The organism is Paraburkholderia sacchari (assembly GCF_000785435.2).
Taxonomy (GTDB): Bacteria; Pseudomonadota; Gammaproteobacteria; order Burkholderiales; family Burkholderiaceae; genus Paraburkholderia; species Paraburkholderia sacchari.
Genome location: NZ_JTDB02000018.1, coordinates 42,560 through 64,566 on the forward strand (window position 1 = coordinate 42,560; position 22,007 = coordinate 64,566).

At 63.7% G+C, this 22,007-nt stretch carries 20 protein-coding genes; 3 read left to right on the forward strand and 17 right to left on the reverse strand.

Features of this window, described 5'->3' with window-relative positions; translation table 11 throughout:
* Position 1: 1 nt before the first annotated feature.
* The 16 genes from NH14_RS32605 to sctC all read right to left on the reverse strand — a co-directional run bounded on the left by NH14_RS32605 (position 2) and on the right by sctC (position 15,053).
* On the reverse strand, positions 2-1,441 hold the full coding sequence (locus tag NH14_RS32605; RefSeq protein ID WP_035533740.1) for a sensor domain-containing diguanylate cyclase: 1,440 nt from the start codon (positions 1,439-1,441) through the stop codon (positions 2-4).
* Positions 1,442-1,687: 246 nt separating this feature from the next.
* Complete coding sequence (locus NH14_RS32610) at positions 1,688-2,104, reverse strand: hypothetical protein (RefSeq protein ID WP_052148522.1); 417 nt, start codon at positions 2,102-2,104, stop codon at positions 1,688-1,690.
* The gene (locus tag NH14_RS32615; RefSeq protein ID WP_035533741.1) at positions 2,101-3,441 is read right to left on the reverse strand and encodes a FliI/YscN family ATPase; all 1,341 of its coding nucleotides are present in this window, start codon (positions 3,439-3,441) and stop codon (positions 2,101-2,103) included. Before NH14_RS32615 ends, NH14_RS32610 begins: the two co-directional genes overlap by 4 nt.
* On the reverse strand, positions 3,438-5,513 hold the full coding sequence (locus NH14_RS32620) for a flagellar biosynthesis protein FlhA (protein ID WP_052148523.1): 2,076 nt from the start codon (positions 5,511-5,513) through the stop codon (positions 3,438-3,440). The genes NH14_RS32615 and NH14_RS32620 overlap by 4 nt, the downstream gene beginning before the upstream one ends.
* Before the next feature lies 1 nt (position 5,514).
* On the reverse strand, positions 5,515-6,255 hold the full coding sequence (locus NH14_RS32625) for an EscU/YscU/HrcU family type III secretion system export apparatus switch protein (protein ID WP_035533742.1): 741 nt from the start codon (positions 6,253-6,255) through the stop codon (positions 5,515-5,517).
* On the reverse strand, positions 6,252-6,986 hold the full coding sequence (locus tag NH14_RS32630) for an EscT/YscT/HrcT family type III secretion system export apparatus protein (protein ID WP_052148524.1): 735 nt from the start codon (positions 6,984-6,986) through the stop codon (positions 6,252-6,254). Before NH14_RS32630 ends, NH14_RS32625 begins: the two co-directional genes overlap by 4 nt.
* A gap of 2 nt (positions 6,987-6,988) precedes the next feature.
* A complete protein-coding gene (gene sctS / locus NH14_RS32635; protein ID WP_052148525.1) occupies positions 6,989-7,264 on the reverse strand; it encodes a type III secretion system export apparatus subunit SctS in 276 nt (91 codons plus the stop codon).
* On the reverse strand, positions 7,261-7,911 hold the full coding sequence (gene sctR / locus NH14_RS32640) for a type III secretion system export apparatus subunit SctR (protein WP_035533743.1): 651 nt from the start codon (positions 7,909-7,911) through the stop codon (positions 7,261-7,263). Before sctR ends, sctS begins: the two co-directional genes overlap by 4 nt.
* Positions 7,908-8,891, reverse strand: a complete 984-nt coding sequence (locus NH14_RS32645) for a FliM/FliN family flagellar motor switch protein (protein ID WP_035533745.1) — start codon at positions 8,889-8,891, stop codon at positions 7,908-7,910. Before NH14_RS32645 ends, sctR begins: the two co-directional genes overlap by 4 nt.
* A complete protein-coding gene (locus NH14_RS32650) occupies positions 8,888-9,688 on the reverse strand; it encodes a FliH/SctL family protein (protein WP_052148526.1) in 801 nt (266 codons plus the stop codon). Before NH14_RS32650 ends, NH14_RS32645 begins: the two co-directional genes overlap by 4 nt.
* On the reverse strand, positions 9,682-10,263 hold the full coding sequence (locus NH14_RS32655; protein WP_035533746.1) for a hypothetical protein: 582 nt from the start codon (positions 10,261-10,263) through the stop codon (positions 9,682-9,684). Before NH14_RS32655 ends, NH14_RS32650 begins: the two co-directional genes overlap by 7 nt.
* On the reverse strand, positions 10,260-11,144 hold the full coding sequence (gene sctJ / locus NH14_RS32660; RefSeq protein WP_052148528.1) for a type III secretion system inner membrane ring lipoprotein SctJ: 885 nt from the start codon (positions 11,142-11,144) through the stop codon (positions 10,260-10,262). Before sctJ ends, NH14_RS32655 begins: the two co-directional genes overlap by 4 nt.
* Positions 11,141-11,458, reverse strand: coding sequence for an EscF/YscF/HrpA family type III secretion system needle major subunit (locus NH14_RS32665; RefSeq protein WP_152617313.1), 318 nt, complete (start codon positions 11,456-11,458; stop codon positions 11,141-11,143). The genes sctJ and NH14_RS32665 overlap by 4 nt, the downstream gene beginning before the upstream one ends.
* A 141-nt stretch (positions 11,459-11,599) precedes the next feature.
* Entirely contained in the window at positions 11,600-12,031 is a 432-nt protein-coding gene (locus tag NH14_RS33275; protein WP_035533749.1) for a hypothetical protein, read from the reverse strand.
* A gap of 119 nt (positions 12,032-12,150) precedes the next feature.
* On the reverse strand, positions 12,151-13,248 hold the full coding sequence (locus NH14_RS32675) for an FHA domain-containing protein (protein ID WP_052148529.1): 1,098 nt from the start codon (positions 13,246-13,248) through the stop codon (positions 12,151-12,153).
* Positions 13,245-15,053 (reverse strand): type III secretion system outer membrane ring subunit SctC, encoded by a 1,809-nt coding sequence (gene sctC / locus NH14_RS32680; RefSeq protein ID WP_052148530.1) that lies wholly within the window; start codon positions 15,051-15,053, stop codon positions 13,245-13,247. The genes NH14_RS32675 and sctC overlap by 4 nt, the downstream gene beginning before the upstream one ends.
* A gap of 424 nt (positions 15,054-15,477) precedes the next feature.
* Here sctC and NH14_RS32685 point away from each other — a divergent pair, with 424 nt between their 5' ends.
* A complete protein-coding gene (locus NH14_RS32685; protein ID WP_084225948.1) occupies positions 15,478-15,783 on the forward strand; it encodes a ribbon-helix-helix domain-containing protein in 306 nt (101 codons plus the stop codon).
* A 465-nt stretch (positions 15,784-16,248) separates the two neighbouring features.
* Positions 16,249-16,899 carry a hypothetical protein gene (locus tag NH14_RS32690; protein ID WP_161790891.1) on the forward strand — a complete coding sequence of 217 codons (651 nt, stop codon included), beginning with the start codon at positions 16,249-16,251 and terminating at the stop codon, positions 16,897-16,899.
* Positions 16,900-17,206: 307 nt separating this feature from the next.
* Here NH14_RS32690 and NH14_RS32695 read toward each other — a convergent pair whose 3' ends face one another.
* A complete protein-coding gene (locus NH14_RS32695; RefSeq protein WP_035533751.1) occupies positions 17,207-18,538 on the reverse strand; it encodes a DUF1521 domain-containing protein in 1,332 nt (443 codons plus the stop codon).
* A gap of 405 nt (positions 18,539-18,943) precedes the next feature.
* Here NH14_RS32695 and NH14_RS32700 point away from each other — a divergent pair, with 405 nt between their 5' ends.
* A complete protein-coding gene (locus tag NH14_RS32700; RefSeq protein ID WP_084225950.1) occupies positions 18,944-21,925 on the forward strand; it encodes an ESPR-type extended signal peptide-containing protein in 2,982 nt (993 codons plus the stop codon).
* Positions 21,926-22,007 lie beyond the last annotated feature (82 nt).

A 22,007-nucleotide genomic window follows, 5' to 3' on the forward strand; every position in this document is an offset into this window, starting at 1 on the left:
GCTAGTCCTGCGCCGCGCGCGCGACGCGGTTGCGGCCGGCGTGCTTGGCGGCATAAAGCGCCGCGTCGGCGGCGGCGATCAGCGCATGGTGTACCGCGCTCGCGGCCGGGTTGGGCGCGCCGCCCGGGCCGCTCGTGGCGCAGCCGGCGCTCACGGTGACGCGGCCCGCCGGCGCGGGCGTGGGCATGGCGAGCTGCGCGACCGCCGCGCGTGCGCGTTCCGCGACGGCGCAGGCTTCGTCGGCATTGGCGCCGGGCAGTACCAGCGCGAACTCCTCGCCGCCGTAGCGCGCGACGAAGTCGCCAGGGCGCACCGTCAGCGCAAGCGCCTCGGCCACGGCGCTCAGGCATGCATCGCCACGCAGGTGGCCGTGGGCATCGTTGTAAAGCTTGAAGTGATCGACGTCGACCATCACGAGCGACAGCGGTTGCGCACCGCGCGCCGCACGCTCGAACGAGCGGCGGAACTGCTCGTCGAAATAGCTGCGGTTGTACACGTGTGTGAGCGCGTCGTGCGCCGATGTCTGGATCAGCGAGGCATGCTCTTCCGACAACTGGCGGTAGAGCGCCGTGACTTCCCAGACCAGCACGCACACCAACACGCCCGGCGCGAACATGCTGAAGATGCGGGCCACGTACCAGCCCAGCGTGAAGCGCTCGATGCTCAGCGTATTGAGCGCGGCGTCGACGAGCGAGGCGAGCAGCGCCACCACGATCCACCAGTCGAGAACGAGCCGCAGCCGTCCCTTCAACAGGACGACGGCGATGGCCACGAGGTTGAGCGCGCAGATGACGAGCCCCATGGTACCGGCGGCCAGGTCGGCTGGCGCAATCCGCGTGGCGGCCGTCATTGCCGCTGCCGTTGCCGCTGCCGCGGACGCGGGCGCATGCCACGGCTCGACCAGATCGACGCGAACCACGAACACGCCGAGCGCCGCGGCGAGCACAGCGGGGCCGACGATCAGGAGCCAGGCGCGGGCATCCAGACCCCGATCCGGGTCTGTGCGCTGGAGCGGGTCGTCCGGCGAGCGGCTGCGCACCAGTTCGGCCACGATCACGAGCGCGGGGAAGCCCGCATGCCAGAAGACCCACATCCACGCCGCGCTATATGGGCCCGCGCCCAGCAGCCCTGTGCGCGTGAACACGCCAGGAAACATCAGCAATTGCAATGCAACGGTAATGGCGGTGAAAGCATAGGCGCCCCCGAGCGCGCCGAGCATCGGCAAACGCGTAGCCGCAAAACGCGCGCCAAGCATGAACGCCGCAATGCCCGACGTGGTGAAGACGGTAAGCGCGCACATCGGCATGAATGGGCCGATGGCGGGCAGGGTGTCGCGAGCGCGCGGCGCCGCTAGCGCGAGCGTGAGCATGATCGCGAGCGCGCAGAGGCCGGCGAAGATCGCCTGCCTGCGCGTAGCTGGTCCTATCAACAAGCCGTACATGGAGCCCCGTGGCGTCGAGCGCGTGTGTTCGCAACTTCGGGAAAGGCGCTGCGTGCGCCTCCGGTTGCGACGCTATTTTGCGCCGATTCGCCGGACAAGGGGACATGAATGAGCGGCCGGCTTCGCACACCGGGATCATTCGGCGGTCGTGGTCGCCAAGGGCGTGCTTCGTCGTGCAGACGAGCCAGCCCTGGCGCGGCAAACGGTAATGCTTATGAAAGAATGCACCGTGATGCGCATTCGGTGTTACGTCTCCTCCCGAAGTCTCGCCTTGATCTCGCGCACATGCTTTCGCGCGTCGTCATGAGCGAGCATTTCCCGCCTCAGCATGGTCATCGTTTGGCCACGCTCGGCCACCGCTCGGGCGAGTCCCGCCTGCGCCTTCGCCTGCGCCTCATTCAGTTGAGTGTCCCGCAGCCGATGCTGGACGAGTGCTCCACGCCACAATTGGGCATCGGCGTTGCCATGTGCGCAGCGCGCGAGCAGATGCGCGCGCTGCGCGCCGTGATGCGCGAGCTGGCTCTTGCGCGCTTCTAGTTCGGTGTGCGCCGCGTCCACGACGCGTTGCGCGCTGGCAAGCGCGACTTCGCGGCGCCGGACTCGCAGCGCCCGCACGCGAGCGATCATTGCCCAGCGCCGCGCTTCGTCCCGAAATGCGTTCATGGTGCCTTAGCCGGGGCCGTGCATAGGGTCTGCAGTGCGGTCAGCGTTTCGTCGTAGCGGGCGTAAGCGCTGGCGGGCTGACGCAGAAATTGCACGATGGCGGGATGCATGTCGATTGCGCGATCGCTTCTCGTGTCGTTGCCGCGGCGGTATTCGCCGATCTGGAGCAGTAGTTCGGCATCCTGATAGCGCGCGAGCCATTCGCGTATCATCTGGGCGTGCGCTTGATGGTCGGGGTGAGCGACGCGTGGCATGAGCCGGCTCTTGCTGCTCAATACATCGATGGCGGGATAGTGCCCCGCGCCGCCCAGGCGCGACGAAAGTTGGATATGGCCGTCGAGCAGCGAGCGGGCCTCTTCCACGATCGGGTCCGATAGATCTTCATCTTCGGCAAGGACCGTGAAGAAGGCCGTAACGCTGCCCGCGCCGGTGAGTCCGCCCATTTCGATCAGTTGAGGCAACTCGGCAAACACGCGCGGCGGGTAGCCCCGGCGCACCGGCGGCTCGCCCACGGCCAGCCCGACTTCGCGCAGCGCGCGCGCGTATCGTGTGAGCGAATCGAACAGCAGCAGCACATGCTGTCCCGCATTGCGCAGACCGGATGCGATCTCGCATGCGAGTCGCGAGGCCCGGATGCGCTCCGCGGCGGGCCGGTCGGATGTCGATGCGATCACGACCGCGCGCTGGCGCCGCTCGTGCAAATGATCGTGTACGAACTCGGCCACTTCCCGCCCGCGCTCGCCTATCAGCGCGATCACGACCGTGTCGGCCTGCGCGCCGTTTGCGATCATGCCCATCAGCGTGCTCTTGCCGCCGCCGGCAGTGGCAAAGATGCCGACGCGTTGACCGATGCCGCACGTGAGCAGTCCGTCGATTGCCCTGACGCCGGTGACAAAAGGTTGTGTGATCAACGGTCTGGACAGCGGGTTGATCGACGGCGGAGCGGCACGGGCGTGCGGATCGCGGGCGGGCGGCGGCAGTCCATCCAGCGGGTTGCCGAGTCCGTCCAGTATGCGTCCCGGCAAGGCGAGCGGGTCGAGCCGCTGCCAGTCGAGTCCGCAGCCCTCCACGCGCGTAATGTCGGAAAGACCGACCACACCCGCGAGCGGCATGATGAGCGCGCCGTCCTGAGCGAAGCCCACGACTTCTCCCGGCTGTTCTTCGAGCGTGTCGGGGCGCACGAGCCGCACCCGTTCGCCGATGCGCAACGATGCGCCCACGGCGCGGACCAGCACGCCGCGCGCCTCGACCACACGGCCGCCATGCAAGGTTGCCGCGCTCAGTAGCGACTCGCTCTCTTCGGTTACTGCCTGGTTCGGATCGAATCGAAGGGTCATGGCTTGGCGAATGTGGCGATGGTGCGAATGCGGTAGACATTGCGCGGAATTTCCTCGATGGCGAGGACTTCAGCGCGAATGCCCAGGGTGTGCAATATATGCGCGAGATGCGGGCGCAGCGTCGCACTGGTTAGCAGCAGACGGGCGGGCTGCGCCGGGTCGGTGAGCGCGCGCCGCAACGCATCGAGCTGGCTGTAATCGAGCGAACAATGCGGCTCGCCGTTGGGGCCGTGCTGAATGCGCGCTTCGAGCTCGGTTTCCCACTCCGGGGCGAGCACGCCCGTGCGAATCTCCCATGTGCTCAGGTCGGCATAGGCGCGAACGAGTTGAGGTCCGAGCTCGATGCGGCATTCCCGGACCATGCGGTCCATCGTGCGTTCCTTGTCGGGGATGCGCAAGATGGCTTCCAGAATGCCGCGCAGATTGCGGATCGATATGCGGTTCGTGAGGAGTTCGCGCAGAACCGCGGCGAGCTGCACCGTCGTGATGCGATGCTCGATCTGCGCGGCCAGTTCGCGGAATTCGCCCGAGATGCGGGTAAGCAGGAAGCGCGCCTCCTGAGTTCCCATCAGGCTGCTGACGGAGCGCTCGACCACCTCGGCGAGATGTAGCGCGAGTGCTTCCTCCGCAGTCGCCGTTGCGAACGTGGTGGCGTCGAGTGCGGCGGCCGTGCCTGACGGGACCCAGACCGACTTCTCGAATCCCGGCCGGTAGCCCAGTGTGCCTTCCATCGTCACATTGGCTGCGGGGCCGCTCACCAGTGTATGTTGCGCGACCAGCGTGCCGCTCGCATAGGGCACATTGTCGACATCGAGGATGTAGCGTTCGGCTTCGAGTTTCGGGTCGATGAGCAATGCAAGACCCGGGAACGGCAAACCAAGGCGGACGTTCAGATCGTGCCGCAAGCCGGTGAGCACGCGATTGAGCGGCTCGGGCTGAATGGCTTCGAAGGCCGACTTGCCGATTCGCAGGCACATCGCCGAACTGGTGCCGAGTTCGGCGTTTTCCAGCATGCGCGGCACGTGAGGGCTGCCGTCGCGAGCGAACGCAGGCATGGGTATGCCCGCTTCGCTCTGCACTTGCTGGGTGCCGCGCGTGAGCAGGAGGCCAACTGCGCCAAGCGCGGCAGCGATCAGCGCGAACTGCATATGCGGAAATCCCGGCACGAGCGCGAGCGCTGCGCAGCATAGGGCCGCCATGAGCAGTGCCTTGGGGTGCAGCGTGAGCTGGTGGTACAGGTCCGTGCCCAGGTCGCTGGCGCCGCCCGCAGGCGACACCCGCGTGACGAGCAGACCAGCGGCGATGGAGACGACGAGCGAAGGGATCTGCGAGACGAGGCCGTCGCCGATCGTAAGGATCGTATAGACATGCAACGCCTCGCCAAACGGCATGCCGCGCTGCATGATCCCGATGCTGAGCCCGCCCACGATGTTGACGATCGCCACCACAAAACCCGCGATGGTGTCGCCCTTGACGAACTTCATGGCACCGTCGAGCGAGCCGTAGAAATAGGTTTCGCGTTCGACTTCGGCGCGCAATTGCGCCGCGCGTTCAGCGTTGATGACGCCGCTGCGCTGGTCGGCGTCGATGCTCATCTGCCTGCCGGGGATCCCGTCCAGCGTGAAGCGCGCCGCAACTTCCGCGATACGGTCCGCGCCTTTCGCCACCACGATGAACTGGATCGCGCAGAGCACGAGAAAGACAACTACGCCCACCGCGACGTTGCCGCCCGCGACGAGATCGCCGAATGCGTCGATGATTTTTCCTGCATGCGCATGCACGAGAATCATCTTCGTCGACGCAATGGCTAGCGCGAGCCGTAGCAGCGTCGTCATCAGCAGCAACGAAGGGAAGCCCGGCAATTCCGCGGCGCGCGAGACGTAGGTGGTGGCGCACAGCATCAAGAAGCTCGCGCCAAAGCTTACACAAATGAAGAAGTCGAGCAGGAACGGCGGGACAGGCAGAATCAGCAGCGCGAGGATGCCGATCAGGCCCAGTCCAACGGCAATGTTTGCATGACGCTGGAGCAGGGTTGGCAGGCCGGTCAGTAGCGCAAAGGGACGTTGTGTCATCTTATCGGTTCAATTGTCGATGGAGAGCGCGACGACGGCCCTTGACGTGCGGGTCGCCGTTTTCGTCGCGGAATTCGCGCTTGAGCTCTTCCTTGTCCATACGAAGGCGCCGGTTGCGCAATACGCGTTGAAGCGCATAGTCCCCGGCGGCTGGTGCAATTTGTGAAAGCGCCACGAGTCCGAGCAGGTGCATGCAGGCGTCCGTGGCGAGACCGAGCTGCGCGAGCGGCGAGAGCGAGTAAGCGGGCGTCGTCAGCCCGATCCAGTTCGCGATCGCTCGCCACGCAATAAAAATCAGGATGACGAACTGAGCGAGCGAGACGCCGGTGTCGAAAACCATCTTCAGGCCAAAGAGATTCTTGAAACCTTCAACCGGGTTGAGGCGCTTGAAGTCCGGCGCGACGCGCTTGAATGCGATGAGGCCGCGAGTCTGCGCGAGCTCGGGCAGGATCACCGCCATCGCGCCCATGGCGGTCATCACCAGCGCCGCGCGTCCGGGCTCGGACAGGGCCCCCAGCGCGGCCTTGAGCTGCCAGTCGAATGAGCGCGTGGCGTCGAGGCTCAGGATCGCGCCCGTCGCGCGCACGCAGGCGCCAAACAGTACAGGCGCTTCGAATGCGAGCAGGAGCCACCAGAGCAGGCTGCTGATCGCGGTGCTCAAATGCACGCTCTTCGCGATGTCGCCATCGCGTCTTGCGCGCTGCAGGCGCCGGGGTGTGGCCTTTTCTGTCTTGTCGCTCATGGATGCCAGCCGAGAGTGAGTGCGGAGGCGAGCGTGCGCTCGAGACGCTCGAGCAGCGCGGGCACGCACGCCATCGCGGCGAGCGAGAGCACCATGGCCTTGACCGAGCGCGCGACCGCGAACGGATTGAGCCGTCGCGCGTGGCGCGAGGCTAGCCCCATCGAGATATCGACGATGATCATGAGCGCTAGCAGCGGCGCGGCGAGCTGCATGCCGTCAAGGAATGCCGTCGGCAAGCGGGTTTCCGAGAACGTCCGGAACAGGTGTTCGAGTGCGCCCTGAGAGGCGAGTCCCGGCGGCCAGATCGACCAGGTATCGACGAAGAACCGGCTCACCATGACGAGCCCCTGACCGGTGAAGAACGTCAGCGCTGCAAACTGGGTGAACAGCGTTTCGAATAGTGCGGACTCCTGCTGGAAGTTGGGGTCGTAGACCGCGCCGATGCTGTAGCCGCCCTGCTGGTCCAGAATGGCGCCGCCTGCCGCTGCCACGTGAAAGACGACGCTGAGCAGTAGGCCGATAACGAGACCGGCCAGCGCCTCCATGGCGCAGGCCTGCATCAGGTTTGCGGGCCATCCGGACACCGCGGGAAACGAAGCGAACGTCAGGACGAGCGGCACGCGCAGTGCGACACCCAGCGCGCCGTCGTTGCCGAACGGAATGAGGCTCACCGCGATGCCGGGGCGGATCGTGCAGAACGCGAAGCCTGCCAGTTGATCGAAGAAGTTCATGGTCAGTGCGTGCGCCCAACGGCGATCATCGAAAATATCTGCCCGAGGAGGCGCGCGATTTCGCGATTCGCCCATGGCGCCGCCACCATGAGAACGAGCCCGACGCAGATGATCTTGGCCCCGTACGGCAGGCTCTGGTCCTGAATCTGGGTGACGGACTGCACGAGCCCGAGCAGCAGTCCGATGGCGGTCGCGACCGCGAGCATGGGCAGTGACAGCCAGAACACCAGCAACAACGCGCTGCCGGCGAGCGAGGCGAGGGAAGGCAGGGTATTCATTTCGCGTAACTGAGAATGAGGGCATGCATGAGCTTCGGAATGCCGGAAGCGGCCACGAGCACGAACAGCTTGAGCGGGATGGACACCGTGCTGGGCGAGAGCATCATCATGCCCATCGCGGTTAGCACGTTCGCCACGATGAGATCAATGACGAGAAATGCGATGTAAAGCAGGAAGCCGGCCTCGAAGCCGCTGGAAATCTCGCTGATGAGGAATGCGGGCACCAGCAGGGAGAAGTCGGTTTCGTGCGCCTCGCGTTCCGGATCGATGCGCTTTGCTGCCTCCACGAGGAAGGCGCGCTCCGCAGGACGCGAATGCGTCAGCATGAAATCGCCCAGCGGCTCGCGCACCGCGTCGACCATCTGCGGAATCGGCGGCAGCGCGCCGCTTTCCATGCGCTCGTCCACCGAGAGCGCACCGCCGATCTTGTGCAGGGTCGGCGCCATGACAACGAGGGTAGCGGCGAGCGCGAGGCCGGCAATCGCCATATTTCCAGGCGCTTGCTGAACCCCGAGCGCGGAGCGCAGCAGCGTGAGCACGATGCTGAACTTGGTGAACGAGGTGGTCATCACCACGGCGAGCGGCACGAGGCTCATCATGGAGAACAGCGTGATGAGCTGCAGCTGTCCCGGCTGTGCCGCCGTCATGATGCGTTTTCCACGTGAGAAGGATGAACGATGCTCGTAATGCGCACGGCGAGCACGTCGTCGACATCGACGAGTTCGCCGTGCGCGAACGGTACCCCCTGGCAGAGCAGCGTCACGGCCCGCTCGCGCAGTGACAGCTGCAGCGACACCAGCGAGCCGCTGCGCAGACGGCTCAACTCATAGAGCGAGAGGCGCAAGGAGCCGATCATCGCGTCGAATGTGAAAGTCAGCGCATCGATGGGGATGAACTCGCTGGAGAGTTCGGGTTTGTTGTTTTCTTCTTCCATAAGGGGGCGGTCAACCACGGCGTGATCTCCGGATAGTTTCAACAGGATGCGTTGCGCACCGTCGCGTAACGGCACGCGCAGATAGTGGGTGTGGCGATCGAGCACCAATGCGTCGCCGGCGCGGATGCGGCGCACGCGGGAAAACGACAGCGTCGGTCCGGCAATACAGACCGGTACGCCGATCATGATTTGACGCGCAAGCGATTGCAGATCGGCACGCATTGACGCGCGAGCGCGCAGCCACAGGTCGACGGCCTCGCAGCGAAACGAGAGGCTCGCCATGCGGCCGCTGCGCACGTGCGTGAGCGCGAGGCCGTACGCGTCGGGGTTGGGCGTGGCGTCGTAGGACACCGCGTTGATTTCCAGCGCGAAGCCAAACGTGCCTTCCAGCGCGCAAAGCCAGTCCTCGCAGGCCTCGGCGATGAGCTGGTGCGCGAGCGGGCCCGCTTTTGAAATGCTTTGTGCCGTGAGTGCGGGAATCAGCGCGCTGGCGTCGAGATCGAGTTCGAGCGGCGCGCCCGAGGCCGTGCCGTGCAGCCGCAGCGGATAACGCTGGCGGCAGCGCTCGAAAGCCAGCGTGTAGCGCCGCGCCCCCACATTGACGGACCAGGGCGTGCCGAAACGCAGCGCGGCGATGTTGTGCCGTTCCGCTTGATCGCGCGTGAAGCGAGGGAGTCCGATGTACGGATTCATGCGGCACCCTCGAGCTTTGCGGACGAGGCCGGCAAGCGGCGTGTGGATTTGCGCTTCACGCCTCGCTTTGCCTTGGGGGGCGCGACGACGGTTACGGATTCGCGTGACAGCACGTCGAGCGTGTCGCGCAAGCCATACGCTACGACGTCGAGTTGCCGCAGGAGCGCGTCGTCCATGCGCGTGTATTCCTTGAGCACGGCGGCGATGGCATCGCGCATGCCGCGCTCCAGCGCGCAAAGCTGGTGGCGCAGGCCGCCGTCGATCACGCTGCTGTCGGTCTCGACAATGCACGAATTCGCGGGCAGATCGGCGTCGGCGAGCACGCTGACCAGAGAGAGCCCGAATTCCTGTTCGACCCTGCCGATTGCCCGTCGCGCATCGTCCGCATCGCTTGCGGCGACCCGCACCGAAAGCAGGCGATGTCCGGAGGCGGCCTGCAGGCTGCGGCGTAGCTGGGTTGTCAGGATGGTGCCGGGCGGCAATTCATCGACGATTTCGGTGATGGCCTTCATAACGATCTGGACGAGCCGTTCCTTGATGTGAGCGAGCACGAACGACGCCGCAGCATTGGGGATCACGAGGCCGTGCAATGCCGCCGCGCGGCCGGCAGCGTAGCCTCGTGCGACGGCGCGCCGCCTTGCGCGGCGCGCACGCTCGGCAAGCCGTGTCGTTTCCGCTGCCCTGATCTGCATGCTTGCGCGGCGCAATGCCTGCAAGTCTTCGAGTTGGGCGACCTGCTGGCCGCTGATAAAGCCGTCGGATTCGACGCGCCAGTCGGCCGTGCGCCAGATCAGCATGGCGTCCTCCTTGCGTGCAGCAGATCCAATGCGTCCTCGATCAGTTTGAGTGCGTCCTGCTGTGAGACGGCGGGCAATCGCCATTGAACGGCGGTCTGGCCATACTGGCGTGGCAGCCGCAATTGCAGCCACAGACGCTCCGGCGCACTGGAGGTCGCGCGCAGTGCGAGTGCGAGCCCGGCCATGGTCAGCGCATGGCGGCTGAAGCAATCGATGGGCGTATCCAGTCGCAGATCGGGTTGTTCGCCGCGCGCGTGCCGCTGAAATTGCGCAATCGAAGGCAGACCCGTTGAGCGCGAGAATTGTTCGCGCGCGCTCGAGGCAACCACGAGTCGCAGCGTGCGTGCGCTGGCCAGCGCCCCGCACAGACGCATCAGGCGCGCACAGGCCGGGCGGGCGAGCGGCGCGGCAAACCACGGCAGCGGGGTTGCGCCCATGCCGGCGAGTTGCGGGTACCGGCTGAGCAATTGAACGGAGGCCGCGGCGCGTGCGCGTTCGCTGCGCACAGGCGACGTTTTGTCGAGCCAGCTAGGGTGCGCCCAGTCGGCGATCAAAAGTATCGAGTAGGGGTTCAAGAGCGCTCTCCTGGGGAAGCAGGTTTGGCCGGCTTGTCGGCGCTGCGGGTTTCCCGCGTACCGGCTCCTGATTTGCCGGTACTGGACGGCCCCGGCTGGGGTTGAAGATTGTGTTTCCCGCGGCGCCGAAAGAGCGTGATGCCGGTGAATTTGGGGAAGGCGCGCAGACCCGAGTCCCATACCCAGACCGAGACGAGCAGGATCATCCCCATGACCGTGAGGGCGATGAGCGTAAGCGTTGTGTTATCGCGCGCAGCATCGGCGCCCAGCCCGCATCTGCCGGTTTGCGCGCAGATTTCGGCCGGCGTGAGCACCGGAGTTACCGGAACGAGCGTGACGTACACGCGATCGGTCGTTAGCCCTTCGACGGCGCCTGCGACGAGCGTGCGAATCTTCTCGCGCATGGCTTCCATGTTGGAGTCGCTGCGGTAGCGCAACAACACCGAGGCGCTGGGCGACGCAGTCGGCCCGCTCAACGGATCGTGCGGAGGATCGACGACGTGTACGCGTGCGATGAGCACACCGTCGATTTTTTCGAGCGTTTCCGCCAGTTCCTGAGTGATACCGTATACGTAACGTACGTGATCTTCATCAGGACTGGAAATTAATCCTTCGCGCTTGAAGAGCTCCCCGAGGTTGGCATGACCGCCGCGTGGAAGCGCATAGGCGCCCGTGAGTTCCGTGGCGACAACGGCGTTGCTGCTGTCGACGGAGACGGTCCACGTCTTGTCGGCGCCACGCTCCTTGGACCCGTCGATGCCATGATGGCTGAGCACCGCAACGATGCGGTTGGCCTGATCTTCGTCGAGCCCTTCGAATAGCGAAGTCTTGCACGCCGTGAGCAGGAGGAGTGGCAGGAGGTAGAGCAGGCGGCGCATCATTGTTTCTGCAACAGCGTTTGAATGGAACTCGTGAGGCTCTGGGCGGTGCTCGAAATCGTGAGCATCGTGACCGAGTAGTCACCCATGGCGGCTTGCAACCAAAGCATTTCCGAAGTGGAGAGCCGGTGTTTGCGGTTCGGATCGAGCAGGGCGCCGATCCGGGTGGACTTGCTTTCCACCATGCCCTGAACTTCCTGGGCGAATTGGGACAGTCCCGAGGCGTCATTGTTGAACTGCTGCATGTTGTTGGGTGCGACGGCCGGTGTGGGCATCGTGTCCGGCGTGACCAGATTCATTACAGGTGGCGTGTTCATGGATGTTGTCCATCGTATGCAAGAGAGGTGATTCGCGGAGCGGGAAAGTCATGTGCGTCGCGTACGTTGTGCGCGGGAACTACGCAATGGAAGCTCCCGCTCGAGCGCGATTGAATTCGCCTTATAAGTTAGATATCCAGATTAACCGCGATGGTTCTCGGCAATCTTCTTGTCCTGGTCGGTCTTGCCGGCAATCATGGACGTAGCAGACTGGGAATACGTGTTGTATTCGCCTACCTTGGCTTGCATCATCAGCATGTTGCCGCTGCCGATCCCGCCGCTGGAACCACCACCCGCGCCACCGGCACCACCGGCGCCGCCGGCGGCACCGCCGCCGCCACCACCGCCACCACCACCACCACCGCCGCCGCTGTCGGACGCGGCATTTTGCTGGCTAAACTGGTTGATATCCTTTGCCATGAGTCGCAAGTTCCGGATGCCGTACTGAGCAAGAGCTTCGGTGTTTAGCGTGCCGTCCGGGCCGACCACGGCTACGCCGCCAGACATCGGCATGCAGTCATAGGGCCTCGCTTGCGGAGAAAAACCGGCGAATGCAGCTGATTGATCGAACATAATGTGAAGTCCTTATTAAAATGGCGCGCTACGGAACATACAACTCGTTCCAGAGATAATCCGAGCGGCGCACCGACGCTCGAAATCGGAGTGACCGTCTGACTGGATCGCGCTTCGGTTCAGCAGGAATCGGTCTTCGCTGCCCGATCCGCCGTCAGCAAATAGATACTGCCGTCGTCTCGAGTCACGGTGGCGCCGCATCCTGCTATGCGCGTCAGCTTGCCGAGCGGCATGCGTGCGCCCGCGAAATAGCGGGTGCCTTGCGCGTCCGCGAGCCAGGCTGCGTGTGGGGTGCTGATCAGATTCAGCCCCAGCGCTTCCAGCGGGATGCGTACCGGCCCGCTATCGTTCTCGTGGCCAGCAAAGCGAACCCGCTTCAGCCCGTCGATCTGTGCGCGCGCCAGGCGATCGAGGCGTGCGTAATCCCATGACTCTGGCTGGAGGTAGGCATCCGCCGTGGGCGGAGTGGCAACGAACACGCCGGGCTCTGCGGCAAGCAGTTGCGCGCCCCGGTAGTACTTGTCGAGAAAATCGCTCAGTTGCTCCTGCATGACATCGACGACCGCCACTCGCAACACCGGCGCGCCTCCTTGGGCGCGTGCGTCGAGCGACAGGGCGCCGAGTTCGCCCACGCTTTGCACGTACCCTTCGTAAATGCGTCGGCCAGTTTCCTTTTCGGTGCGCATCTGAACGTGGCGATAGGCGGCCTGATCGAGTAGCGGCGCGTGAGTGCGTTGGGGGCTCGGTGCGTACAGATTCAGCGCATGCACCACCAAGAGTGCGAGCGGAACGGCCAGCAGGCCGATCCAGACGAGGCGCGGCAGCGTGACGATGCGCTTGCGCAACCAGGCGAGCGGCGCGTGGCGCAGAAGCCAGGCGCGCTCGGCGCGTAGCGATGCTCCTTCGGCGATGGATTCTCCGTGGCTGAACTGCAAACGGGTTTCACCGAGCCCGAAGCTTGCACCGTGTTGAATCATGGTATGCGCGCCGCGCTTCAAGATCCGTCCGAACACGGTCACGTCGTCGCCCACCGCCTGCAGGAGAAGGCGGTTGCCGTTCAGGCTTACCGTGGCGTGATGAGGAGCAATGCCCGCATCGGCGAGGATCAGTTCCGCATTGCTGTCGCTGCCGATCCTGAGCACATGGCCCTCGGATAGCATGATGCTGGCGCCGGCGTGCAGGCCACTTGCGACAATGAGATGTGGCGAGCCGCTCATCGTGCGCTCCTTTGCCGTGCGGAAGGCGTTGCGGGCAGGTCTGCAGGCAGGCCCGCGGGCAGACTTGCGGGCCGGCCTGCGGGCGCCGGCGCGATTACGGCAGGCGCGGACACGGGCAGAAACGCCGGGGGCATGCTTGACGCTTCGCGCTCGACGGTGCGCGCCGATGCCGGGCTGGTGTCCATGCCCGGCAGTGGGGCCGCGCTCGGGAAAGGCGCGGGTGACGAAGCGGACGCGGCCACCTCCGTGCGCGGCGTCGTGCGGCCAGGCGAAAGCCTCTTGATTTGCGGCGTGATGAGAATCAGCCGCTCCGTGCGGTCGAAGGCTGTGCTGTTGTCGCTGAACAGCGCGCCGATGATCGGAATGTCGCCGAGCACCGGCACTTTCGAGTCGCTGGTATGACTGCGCTCATATTCATAGCCGCCGATCAGCAGGCTTTCGCCGTCGCCCACAATGGCTTGCGTGATAATCGAATTGTTGTTCACGCGCGGGATCCCGTCCACGGACTCGGTGCCGTCAAACGAACCGTCTTCAATCTGCACGCTAAGCAAAATGTTGCCGTTCGTGGCGCCTTGTTCGACCGTGGGCGTGACCTTCAGTGTGAGGCCGGTGTCCACATTGAATAGATTGGCATCCTGATTACCGGCCACGCGCACATAGACGGAGTTGCGCGACGAGAGCACCGCTTCAGCGTTGTTGAGCGTGAGCACGCGCGGGCGGGAAAGTATGCGCGCGCGGCCGCCTTTCTCGAGCGCATGGATTTGTTCGTAGAGGTAGTGCGCGGAATTGCCGATGAGCGTACTCAGCGTGATCCCCGCGTCGATAATCGCGGTCGCGGCGATTCCGCCGCCGCTGCTATCGGACGAGGCCGAGCGGCGGGACGATGCGCCTGCGCCCCAACGGATGCCGAGTTCGCGAGCTGCATCGCTGGAGACGTCCATCACGAGCGCGGAAATTTCCACGAGGTCTTGTGGCCGGTCCAGCATGGCGATTGCACGTTGATAGACCGGCATCATCTCCGGCACGTCGTAGATCACGACGGAGTTCGTGCGGGAATCCGCAATGATGTTGCGCCGCGCCGGCGTGAGCGCGGATTGCGGCAGAGCTGGTGGGTTGTCGAGCTCCGCCGGTGCGTTGTCGGCAACCTCTCCGAGTCCCGGCAGGCTGGGCAGCGGAGGCACGCCGCGCGGCGTTCGCAACGCTGATCTGGCGCGCGAGCCCGTACCTGCGGTAGCGGACTGCTGGACGCTGGTGTTCTCGGTCAGCTTGCGCAGCAACGAAGCCACGCCAGGGATGATCTGCTGATTACTTCCTGAGTTATACGTAATGTCCTGGGCTTGCGCGTAGCGAAGCGGGAAGACCCGGATCTGCGTTTGTTCGAAAGCCGGATCGGCGGGCGCCTTCTGACGACCCTGCGCCTGGGCGATGGCGTCGGCAATGGCGTCGACATACCGCGACGGACCCACTGCCTTCACGCTGTCGTTCGAATATCGCAGCGGCAAATGGGCATCATCGAGATCGAGGCTGTGCAGCAACGCGGACACTTCGTCGCGCGTCAACGGAGAGAATGAAATCGTGCGCGAGCGTACGTCGTTCGCGGTCGACACATGAATGGTCTGGCCATCGAAGTACCACGCGAGGCCCCATGCCTCGATCAGCGAGCGGAAAACAGCGGATGGCGGCTGGTCGAATACGCCGTTGACGGTGCCGCGCACCGAGCGAGTGACATCGAGACGCATTCCTCCCGCTGAGGCGACATCGTTCAGCACGTCGGTCAGGCGCGAATTGCGTGCGACATAGTGCATGGGCTCGCCGCGCCATGCCGGCTCTGCAGCCTTTACCGCATGTATTTGCAAGGCCAGATAAGTCATTGCCAAACCGTGTGCAATAGCACGCGATTTTTTGCTGCGAATCAAAAACCGACTGTGTTCTCTACGCCATTTCATGGGCATTCCTTGTTTCGCGCCAGATTCTCTTGGCAAGTATCGGAATGACTTTAACGGCATATCGGCGACTGGAGGTCGTATAGGAGTACCACACAGTAGCGGGATCTTTGAAGCAGTATTCAATCTCTTTCGGTGTTTACGTTGTCAATCTATTGAGATTTCAGGAATTATCATGCTTGAAAAAATGGCCATCGCGATGAAAGGTGTTGACAAAACGGTTCTTGTCGGCGGCGGGGAGTCGTGCGTATCGACGAGTCAAACCTGATGATCAGGATACCTGCTTATGGCTACGCATCGATACTGTGATTTCAGATCCAAGCTTGTCACGCCGCGTCAGAGATCTATACGTATAAATGGCTTTTCGACCTGCATACGACTCGAAGAGATCTATTGGATCATCATCGAAATTATCGCCCGCCAGGAATCCATGACAGTCGGGAAATTGCTTTCAAGATGGGCCATGGAAATGGATCTGGCGTGCGATGTCGTCAGGAATTTCACTGGATATATCAGAGTGGTATGTGTCGTTCAGCTCGCTAGAAGAGTAGGTATGTTTAACCTGGAAGAGCTAGAAGGAGGGCGGGTCTAGATAAATTGTGTTGCGCCGGAATCGGGGATTTATCTTGTTCTAGTGAGGTGAAATCATGCGTATTTAGAGAGTTTGTCGAAGTTCAGATTCACAGTTGGTTCAGGGTTTTCTTGAGTTGCGCAAACTTTATTTTAGGAATGCAAACAGGTCATGAGTAGAATCAATGCTATTGCAATGCCCGGCGCAAACCAGATTGACAGGTTGCTTGCGGGGGCGAACGACCCTGGCGCAGTGGCGATGTCGCCTTTGGCTTTTTCTCCCGCTGGGCAAGGCCCGCAGGACGTTGGGAACGGACCTGTACAGCTGGTACGCGCAGGTGCCGGTGGGGGAGCCGGCGCGACAGCGGGTCTTCCCGCTGGCGGCGCCGCGCCGCAGCCAGGCAGTGTACCGACACTGGTTCGGTTGGGAGGAGCAGCCCCGGCGGGCCAGAACGGGGCTGCGCATGGGGCCGCGGGGCAAGATCTCGTGGCTTCTCTCAAGAGCGAAAACGAGAGACTTCGTGCAATGGTGGGCCAGCTCATTGGCGGCAAGAACGCTGCGGCGGGCAAGCATCAGGGTGGTCAGCAGCAAGTTGCTCAAGCTACTCCGCAGCCCGCGAAGGCGGGAAACGGCGGCGGTCTCGGAGGTCTCGGCGGTATTGGTGACGTACTGGGGCAGTTGATGAAGGGCATTAAGATGGGCGGGGGCGGCGGCGGTGGCGGTGGCAGCAAAGGTAGTACCACGAATGCCAACCAGCCGCAGAGCCAGCAGCCGCAGGGTCAGCAGCCTCATGGTCAGCAGCCCCAGGGGACTCAGTCGCAGGGTCAGCAAGGTCAGCAGTCGCAGGTGCCGCAGTCGCAAGGTCAGCAGCCCCATGGTCAACAGCAGGAGGGGCTGCAGCCTCAAGGCCCGCAGTCGCAGGGCCAGGAATCTCAAGGTCCGCAGTCGCAGGGGCAGGACCCGGGTGTGCAGCCTGGCGAGTCCATGGGGGCGCCCGGTGGCCCTGGTGAGGGCGGCGTGAACGCGGGAGAAGGCGCGGGCGGCGAAGGTGGGGCTGCGCCGGATGCCGGAGGCGATGCGGGCGGCGTGGGCGACGCCGGCGATGGTGGCGGCGGCGACGGCGGTGGAGGCGATTGATCGTCGGTGATATCAGGTCGTGTAACGCGGGAGGCATGGTGCGATCGCACACCATGTCTCCCGCGTTCGCATGATAGCGGGCGCTGCGTGAACGGTCCGCGCGGACGAACGTATGGGGCGTAAATTGAGGGTGTCGGAAGGGTATTTGGCGCGATGCGCGTAACGATGCGGCCGATCCGTCTTTAACGGTTGTGCCAAGCGGTCTATTGCGATTTTCGAAGCGCTATCGCGCGAACGGCGGTTCTCCGACCGCAGCGTCAAGCTGCGGTCGGTAGCGCGATATCCTCTAGAGGGGAGGATTAGTTACTCAGGCTATCGAGTCTCTGGCCGGTTTGTTGGTCGATGCGTCAAGCATCCCGCCGGGCGTAGCGATATAGTTGTTCGCGCCACGCGGAGCTTGCTGCGCCACGGCGCTGCCACCAGAGGGAGCGTACTGCACGGAAAGCGGTGTGTTGGCGTCATTCTGGTTTAGCCCGTGGACCTCGTAGGCGCGATCGCCCTGGACAACGTATACGTCGCTGGCAAATGATGGGCCATTGGAGCCGGAGGGTTGCGTGCCGACAAAGACCTGCTTGTCGCCGGGCAACGAGAACGAAATCGGACCGTCAACCATCGTGCTCTTCTTGGCGCCCGTGTTGGCGTCGAAGTCGATATGCGGGTCACCCCAGACTTTCGTCTGGTTGCCGGTTTTGGCGTCGGTGAGCGTCAGCGACGAATCCGACTTGTCCAGGTCCATTTTGTAGTCGCCGAGATCAATTGACGACTTTTTGTCGTTCACGCCTGTGTCGGACCATTGTTGCTGGGGGCTGTTGGGGGCAACGGGCGATGTCGAGCCGTTGAAATACTGGCCCTGGTTCCAGTATCCCGCCGAAATGTTCGAGGCGCCGTTACCATTGCCGGGCTGCATCGAGTTATTGAAGTAACCGCCGTTGTTCCAGAAGCCCGACGAGAAATTATTGCCTGCGGCCGAATCCGAAAGGCCGGTCGAGCTATTGAAGTAACCACCGTTGTTCCAGGAGCCCGACGAAAAATTATTGCTGCCGCCCGGACTCGGGAGCCCAGTCGAGCCATCGGAGAAGCTCCCCGGGTTCCATGAACCCGACGGGAAATTACTGCCATCGCCGAGGCCCGGAAGTGCAGTCGAGCCATTGGGGAAGCCCCCGAGGTTCCATGCACCCGACGGGAACTGATTGCCCGCGGCCGGATCGGAAAGGCCGCTCGAGCCATTGTAGTAACCGCCGTTGTTCCAGAAGCCCGACGAGTAGTTATTGCCTGCGGCCGAATCCGAAAGGCCGCCCGCGCCATTGAAGTAGCTGCCGTTGTTCCAGAAGCCCGACGAATAATTATTACCCGCGGCCGGAGCCGGAAGACCGGTCGAGCCATTGGAGAACCCCCCGTTGTTCCAGAAGCCCGACGAAAAATTGTTGCTGCTTCCTTGATTGGAAAAAATCGGCGGACGATTGAAGGCGCTTCTGCCACCGAAGTCGAACGGGCCGCGTGCAGGCGGCTGGGGAAACCAGGGCATCGAGCCCGGTCGTGCGAAAGGCGGCGCAGGCGGCTGAAATGCGCATCCCCGGAGCGGAGTCGGCGACGGGTTATTCATTTGAAAAAACTGACTGCTGTTGAACGACACTGACATGGCTATTTTCCTTTCTGGGATTGCCTGTTGGACATCGAATTTGCGCGCAAGAAGCGATGGCCGAAGTGCGCGACCACGTTGCATGACGTGCATCCGTAATCTAGTCAGTGGTTGTGCGTCTGATGTCCTATTTATTCACGATTTTATGCAACGTTCTCGCATCTCATCAGAAGATGGAACGTCCAAGGGATGACGGCGCGTAACAGGTATGGCCATGAGATACATGGATACCACATGACCTGGTTGACGGCATGAGAAGGTGGCGTGGTTAGCGATCCGGTCTCGGAAATCGAGAATGTTTCGGAGCATGACCGGGCCATGAAGTTCGGACTGCAAATCGAATAGCCGATTAGCGATCAGATTCAATGGATCAGCTCGATGTGACGTCAACAAACGGGAAGGTGTATGAACAAGACTTATCGATCAGTATGGAACGAATCGGCTGGAGCCTGGGTAGCGGTGCAGGAGAATGCGCGAGGTTGCGGCAAGCGCAGCGCCAAAGCAGGCGTAGTGCGCGCGATGAAGACTGTGGCGCTACTGGGCCTGGGTGCCCTGGCCTTGTCCGCGCGGGCCAACGAGGCACCAGCCGACGACGCGAGCGTGCTCTTCAGCAATGCCCAAAATAATCTGGCCGCGGATGCGAGCGGCGCCGCCGAGCACAATCGTCTCGCGGCGACAGCTCTCGGCGTGCCGGAGCAGGAATTCGGTACGCCGTCTCGCATATCGAATGTGGGGGCGATGGTCGCATCCGTCCCGGCCGCGGGCTCGGGTGTCGATACTTCAGGCCTCTCGCAGACCTACAACACGGCGGCCTACTATTCGCAGGTTGCCGGGTTCGGCAACGGGGCCGGGCAGACGCCGCCCTCCGACATGGCGAAGGCCGGCATTGGCGCCGTTGCCATCGGCTCGAATACAGTTGCGCGCGCAACGGCAAGCACGGCGATCGGGGTGCAGGCCTACACCACAGCGAACGACTCCGTCGCGCTGGGCGCGGGCTCGATAGCGAATCAGGCCAACACGGTTTCTGTCGGCAACGACGGCACGACCTCGCGAATCGCGGTGGATATGAACGGCCGGTCCTACACGCTCACGAATCCGGCGAATACGCGCCGCATTGTCAATATGGCTGCCGGACAGGCCGACACCGACGCAGTGAACGCAGGTCAACTGAGAGCCGTCGCGAGCGCCTTGGGCGGCGGTGCGGCGGTGGATGGCGTCGGTGAGTTCAAGCGCCCGAGCTACGTGCTCAGAGGGGGGACGTTCACGGACCTCGGCGCGGCGCTTCTTGCCGTCGACCATGCTGCGGCGGCCGATTTCGCAGACAGCGTCAAGTACGACACGTCTGCTCATACGCGTGTGACGCTCGATGGCGGTACGAGCGGCACGGTTTTGTCGAACGTGGCCAATGGCATGGCGGATCATGACGCGGTGAACATCGCGCAACTGAAAGCGGCGGGCCTGAGCGTCGATACCGGCGGTAACATCACGAACGCCTTCGTCGCCTACGACGACACGAGCAGAGGGACGGTCACGCTTGGCGGCGCAAACGGCACGCGCATCACGAATCTGGCTGCAGGCAGCGTGGCGGCGGGGAGTGGGGATGCCGTCAACGGCGCACAGTTGTACCGGGGTTTGTACGGCGCGGCGGCCGCGTTGGGCGGCGGCGTCATGGTCAACCCGGACGGGTCGCTGAAGAGCCCGTCCTATGAAGTCGGCGGCTCGACGTATGGCGATGTCGGCAGCGCGTTGAAAGCGGTCGACCATGCGTCGACAACCGGTCTGCTGGACTCCGTCAAATACGACACGCCCGCGCATGATCGCGTGACGTTCGGCGGCGGCGCGAATGGTACGGTGTTGTCGAACGTGGCCAACGGCATGGCGGATCATGACGCGGTGAACATCGCGCAATTAAAAGCGGCGGGCCTGAATGTCGACACGGGAGGCAATGTCACCAATGCCTTCGTCGCCTACGACGATGCAACGAAATCCGCGGTCACGCTTCGCGGCGCGCAGGGCACGAGGATCACGAATCTTGCCGCCGGTATGGCAGACAGCGATGCCGTGAATGCTGGTCAGTTGCGCGCGTATGCAGCAACGCTTGGGGGCGGCGCCGGCATGGCGGCGGACGGCGCGATCGTCGCGCCCACCTACCATATGCAGGGCGGGACACAGCGCACGGTAGGCGGTGCGCTCGACACGCTCGACTCGGGCCTGACTCAGCTCCAGCAAAGAATTGCCGGCTCGGGTATCGATCTCATCGCGCAAGAGCCGATCAGTCGCGCGATCAGAATCGGATCGACAACCGACGGCACCGTGGTGAGCCTCAACGGCGCGGCGGGCAACCGCACCTTGACCGGCCTGGCGGCAGGCGGCGTGAGTTCCTCCAGCGTGGATGCGATCAACGGCGCGCAGCTCTACGCCAGCGCTGCCAGCATGGCCGCCGCGCTGGGCGGTGGAGCCAGCGTGCGCGCCGACGGTACGCTGGCCGCGCCCGCGTACACGATTGGCGGCACGACGCTGAACAACGTGGGCGCGGCGCTCACGAATCTCGACGACCGCGTCGCGCAGAACACCACGCAGATCACGAACCTTCAGCAGACGGTTACCAACATCTCGGGATCGGTCGCGAACGCGGTGCAATACGACTCGTCCGCGCACGACAAGGTTACGCTAGGCGGCGCTGGCGCAACTGGCACGGTCAAGCTGTCCAATCTCGCCGATGCCCTGCTGGACGCTCACAGCACCGATGCCGTCACGGGCGCGCAGCTTTACGCCACCAATGCCAATGTTTCGTCCATCGTGCAGGCGGTGCAGAACGTTACGGTTAATCAGTCGTATGTCGCTGTGAGTTCGCCGAACGGGCCGGCCCTCGCCAGCGGCGCGAACACGCTGGCGGTCGGCGGCGGCGCGGTTGCCAGCGGCATGTCGTCCAGCGCGTTTGGCGACCGCGCAGAAGCAAGCGCCGCGAACGCCGTGGCGCTGGGCGCGAATTCGATCGCTGATCGCAACAACTCGGTCTCGGTGGGCAGCGTCGGCAACGAGAGGCAGATTACCAATGTCGCCGCCGGCACCGCGCCTACCGACGCAGTGAATCTCGGCCAGCTCGGCAACGCGATGGGCAGCATGAGCCATCGCGTGGACGACGTCGACCGCAACGCCCGGCGAGGGATCGCGTCGGCGTCCGCGCTCAACATCGTCACGCCGTATCTGCCGGGGCGCACCACCCTGAACGCCGGCATTGCGACGTATCGCGGCCAGTCGGCACTGGGCATCGGCGTGTCGCGCTGGAACGCGAAAGGCAGCATCAACTACAACCTGGGCGTCTCGTCGGCGGGTGGCAACAGCACCATCGTCCGGGCGGGCATCGGCATCGTCTTCGGTGGTTGACGCATTTGCAGCAGCCTTCACGGCACGGCCGGCGCGAGGTCCGGCCGTGCCAGCGGGGTGTGCCCCGCGTTCAATTCCCGCA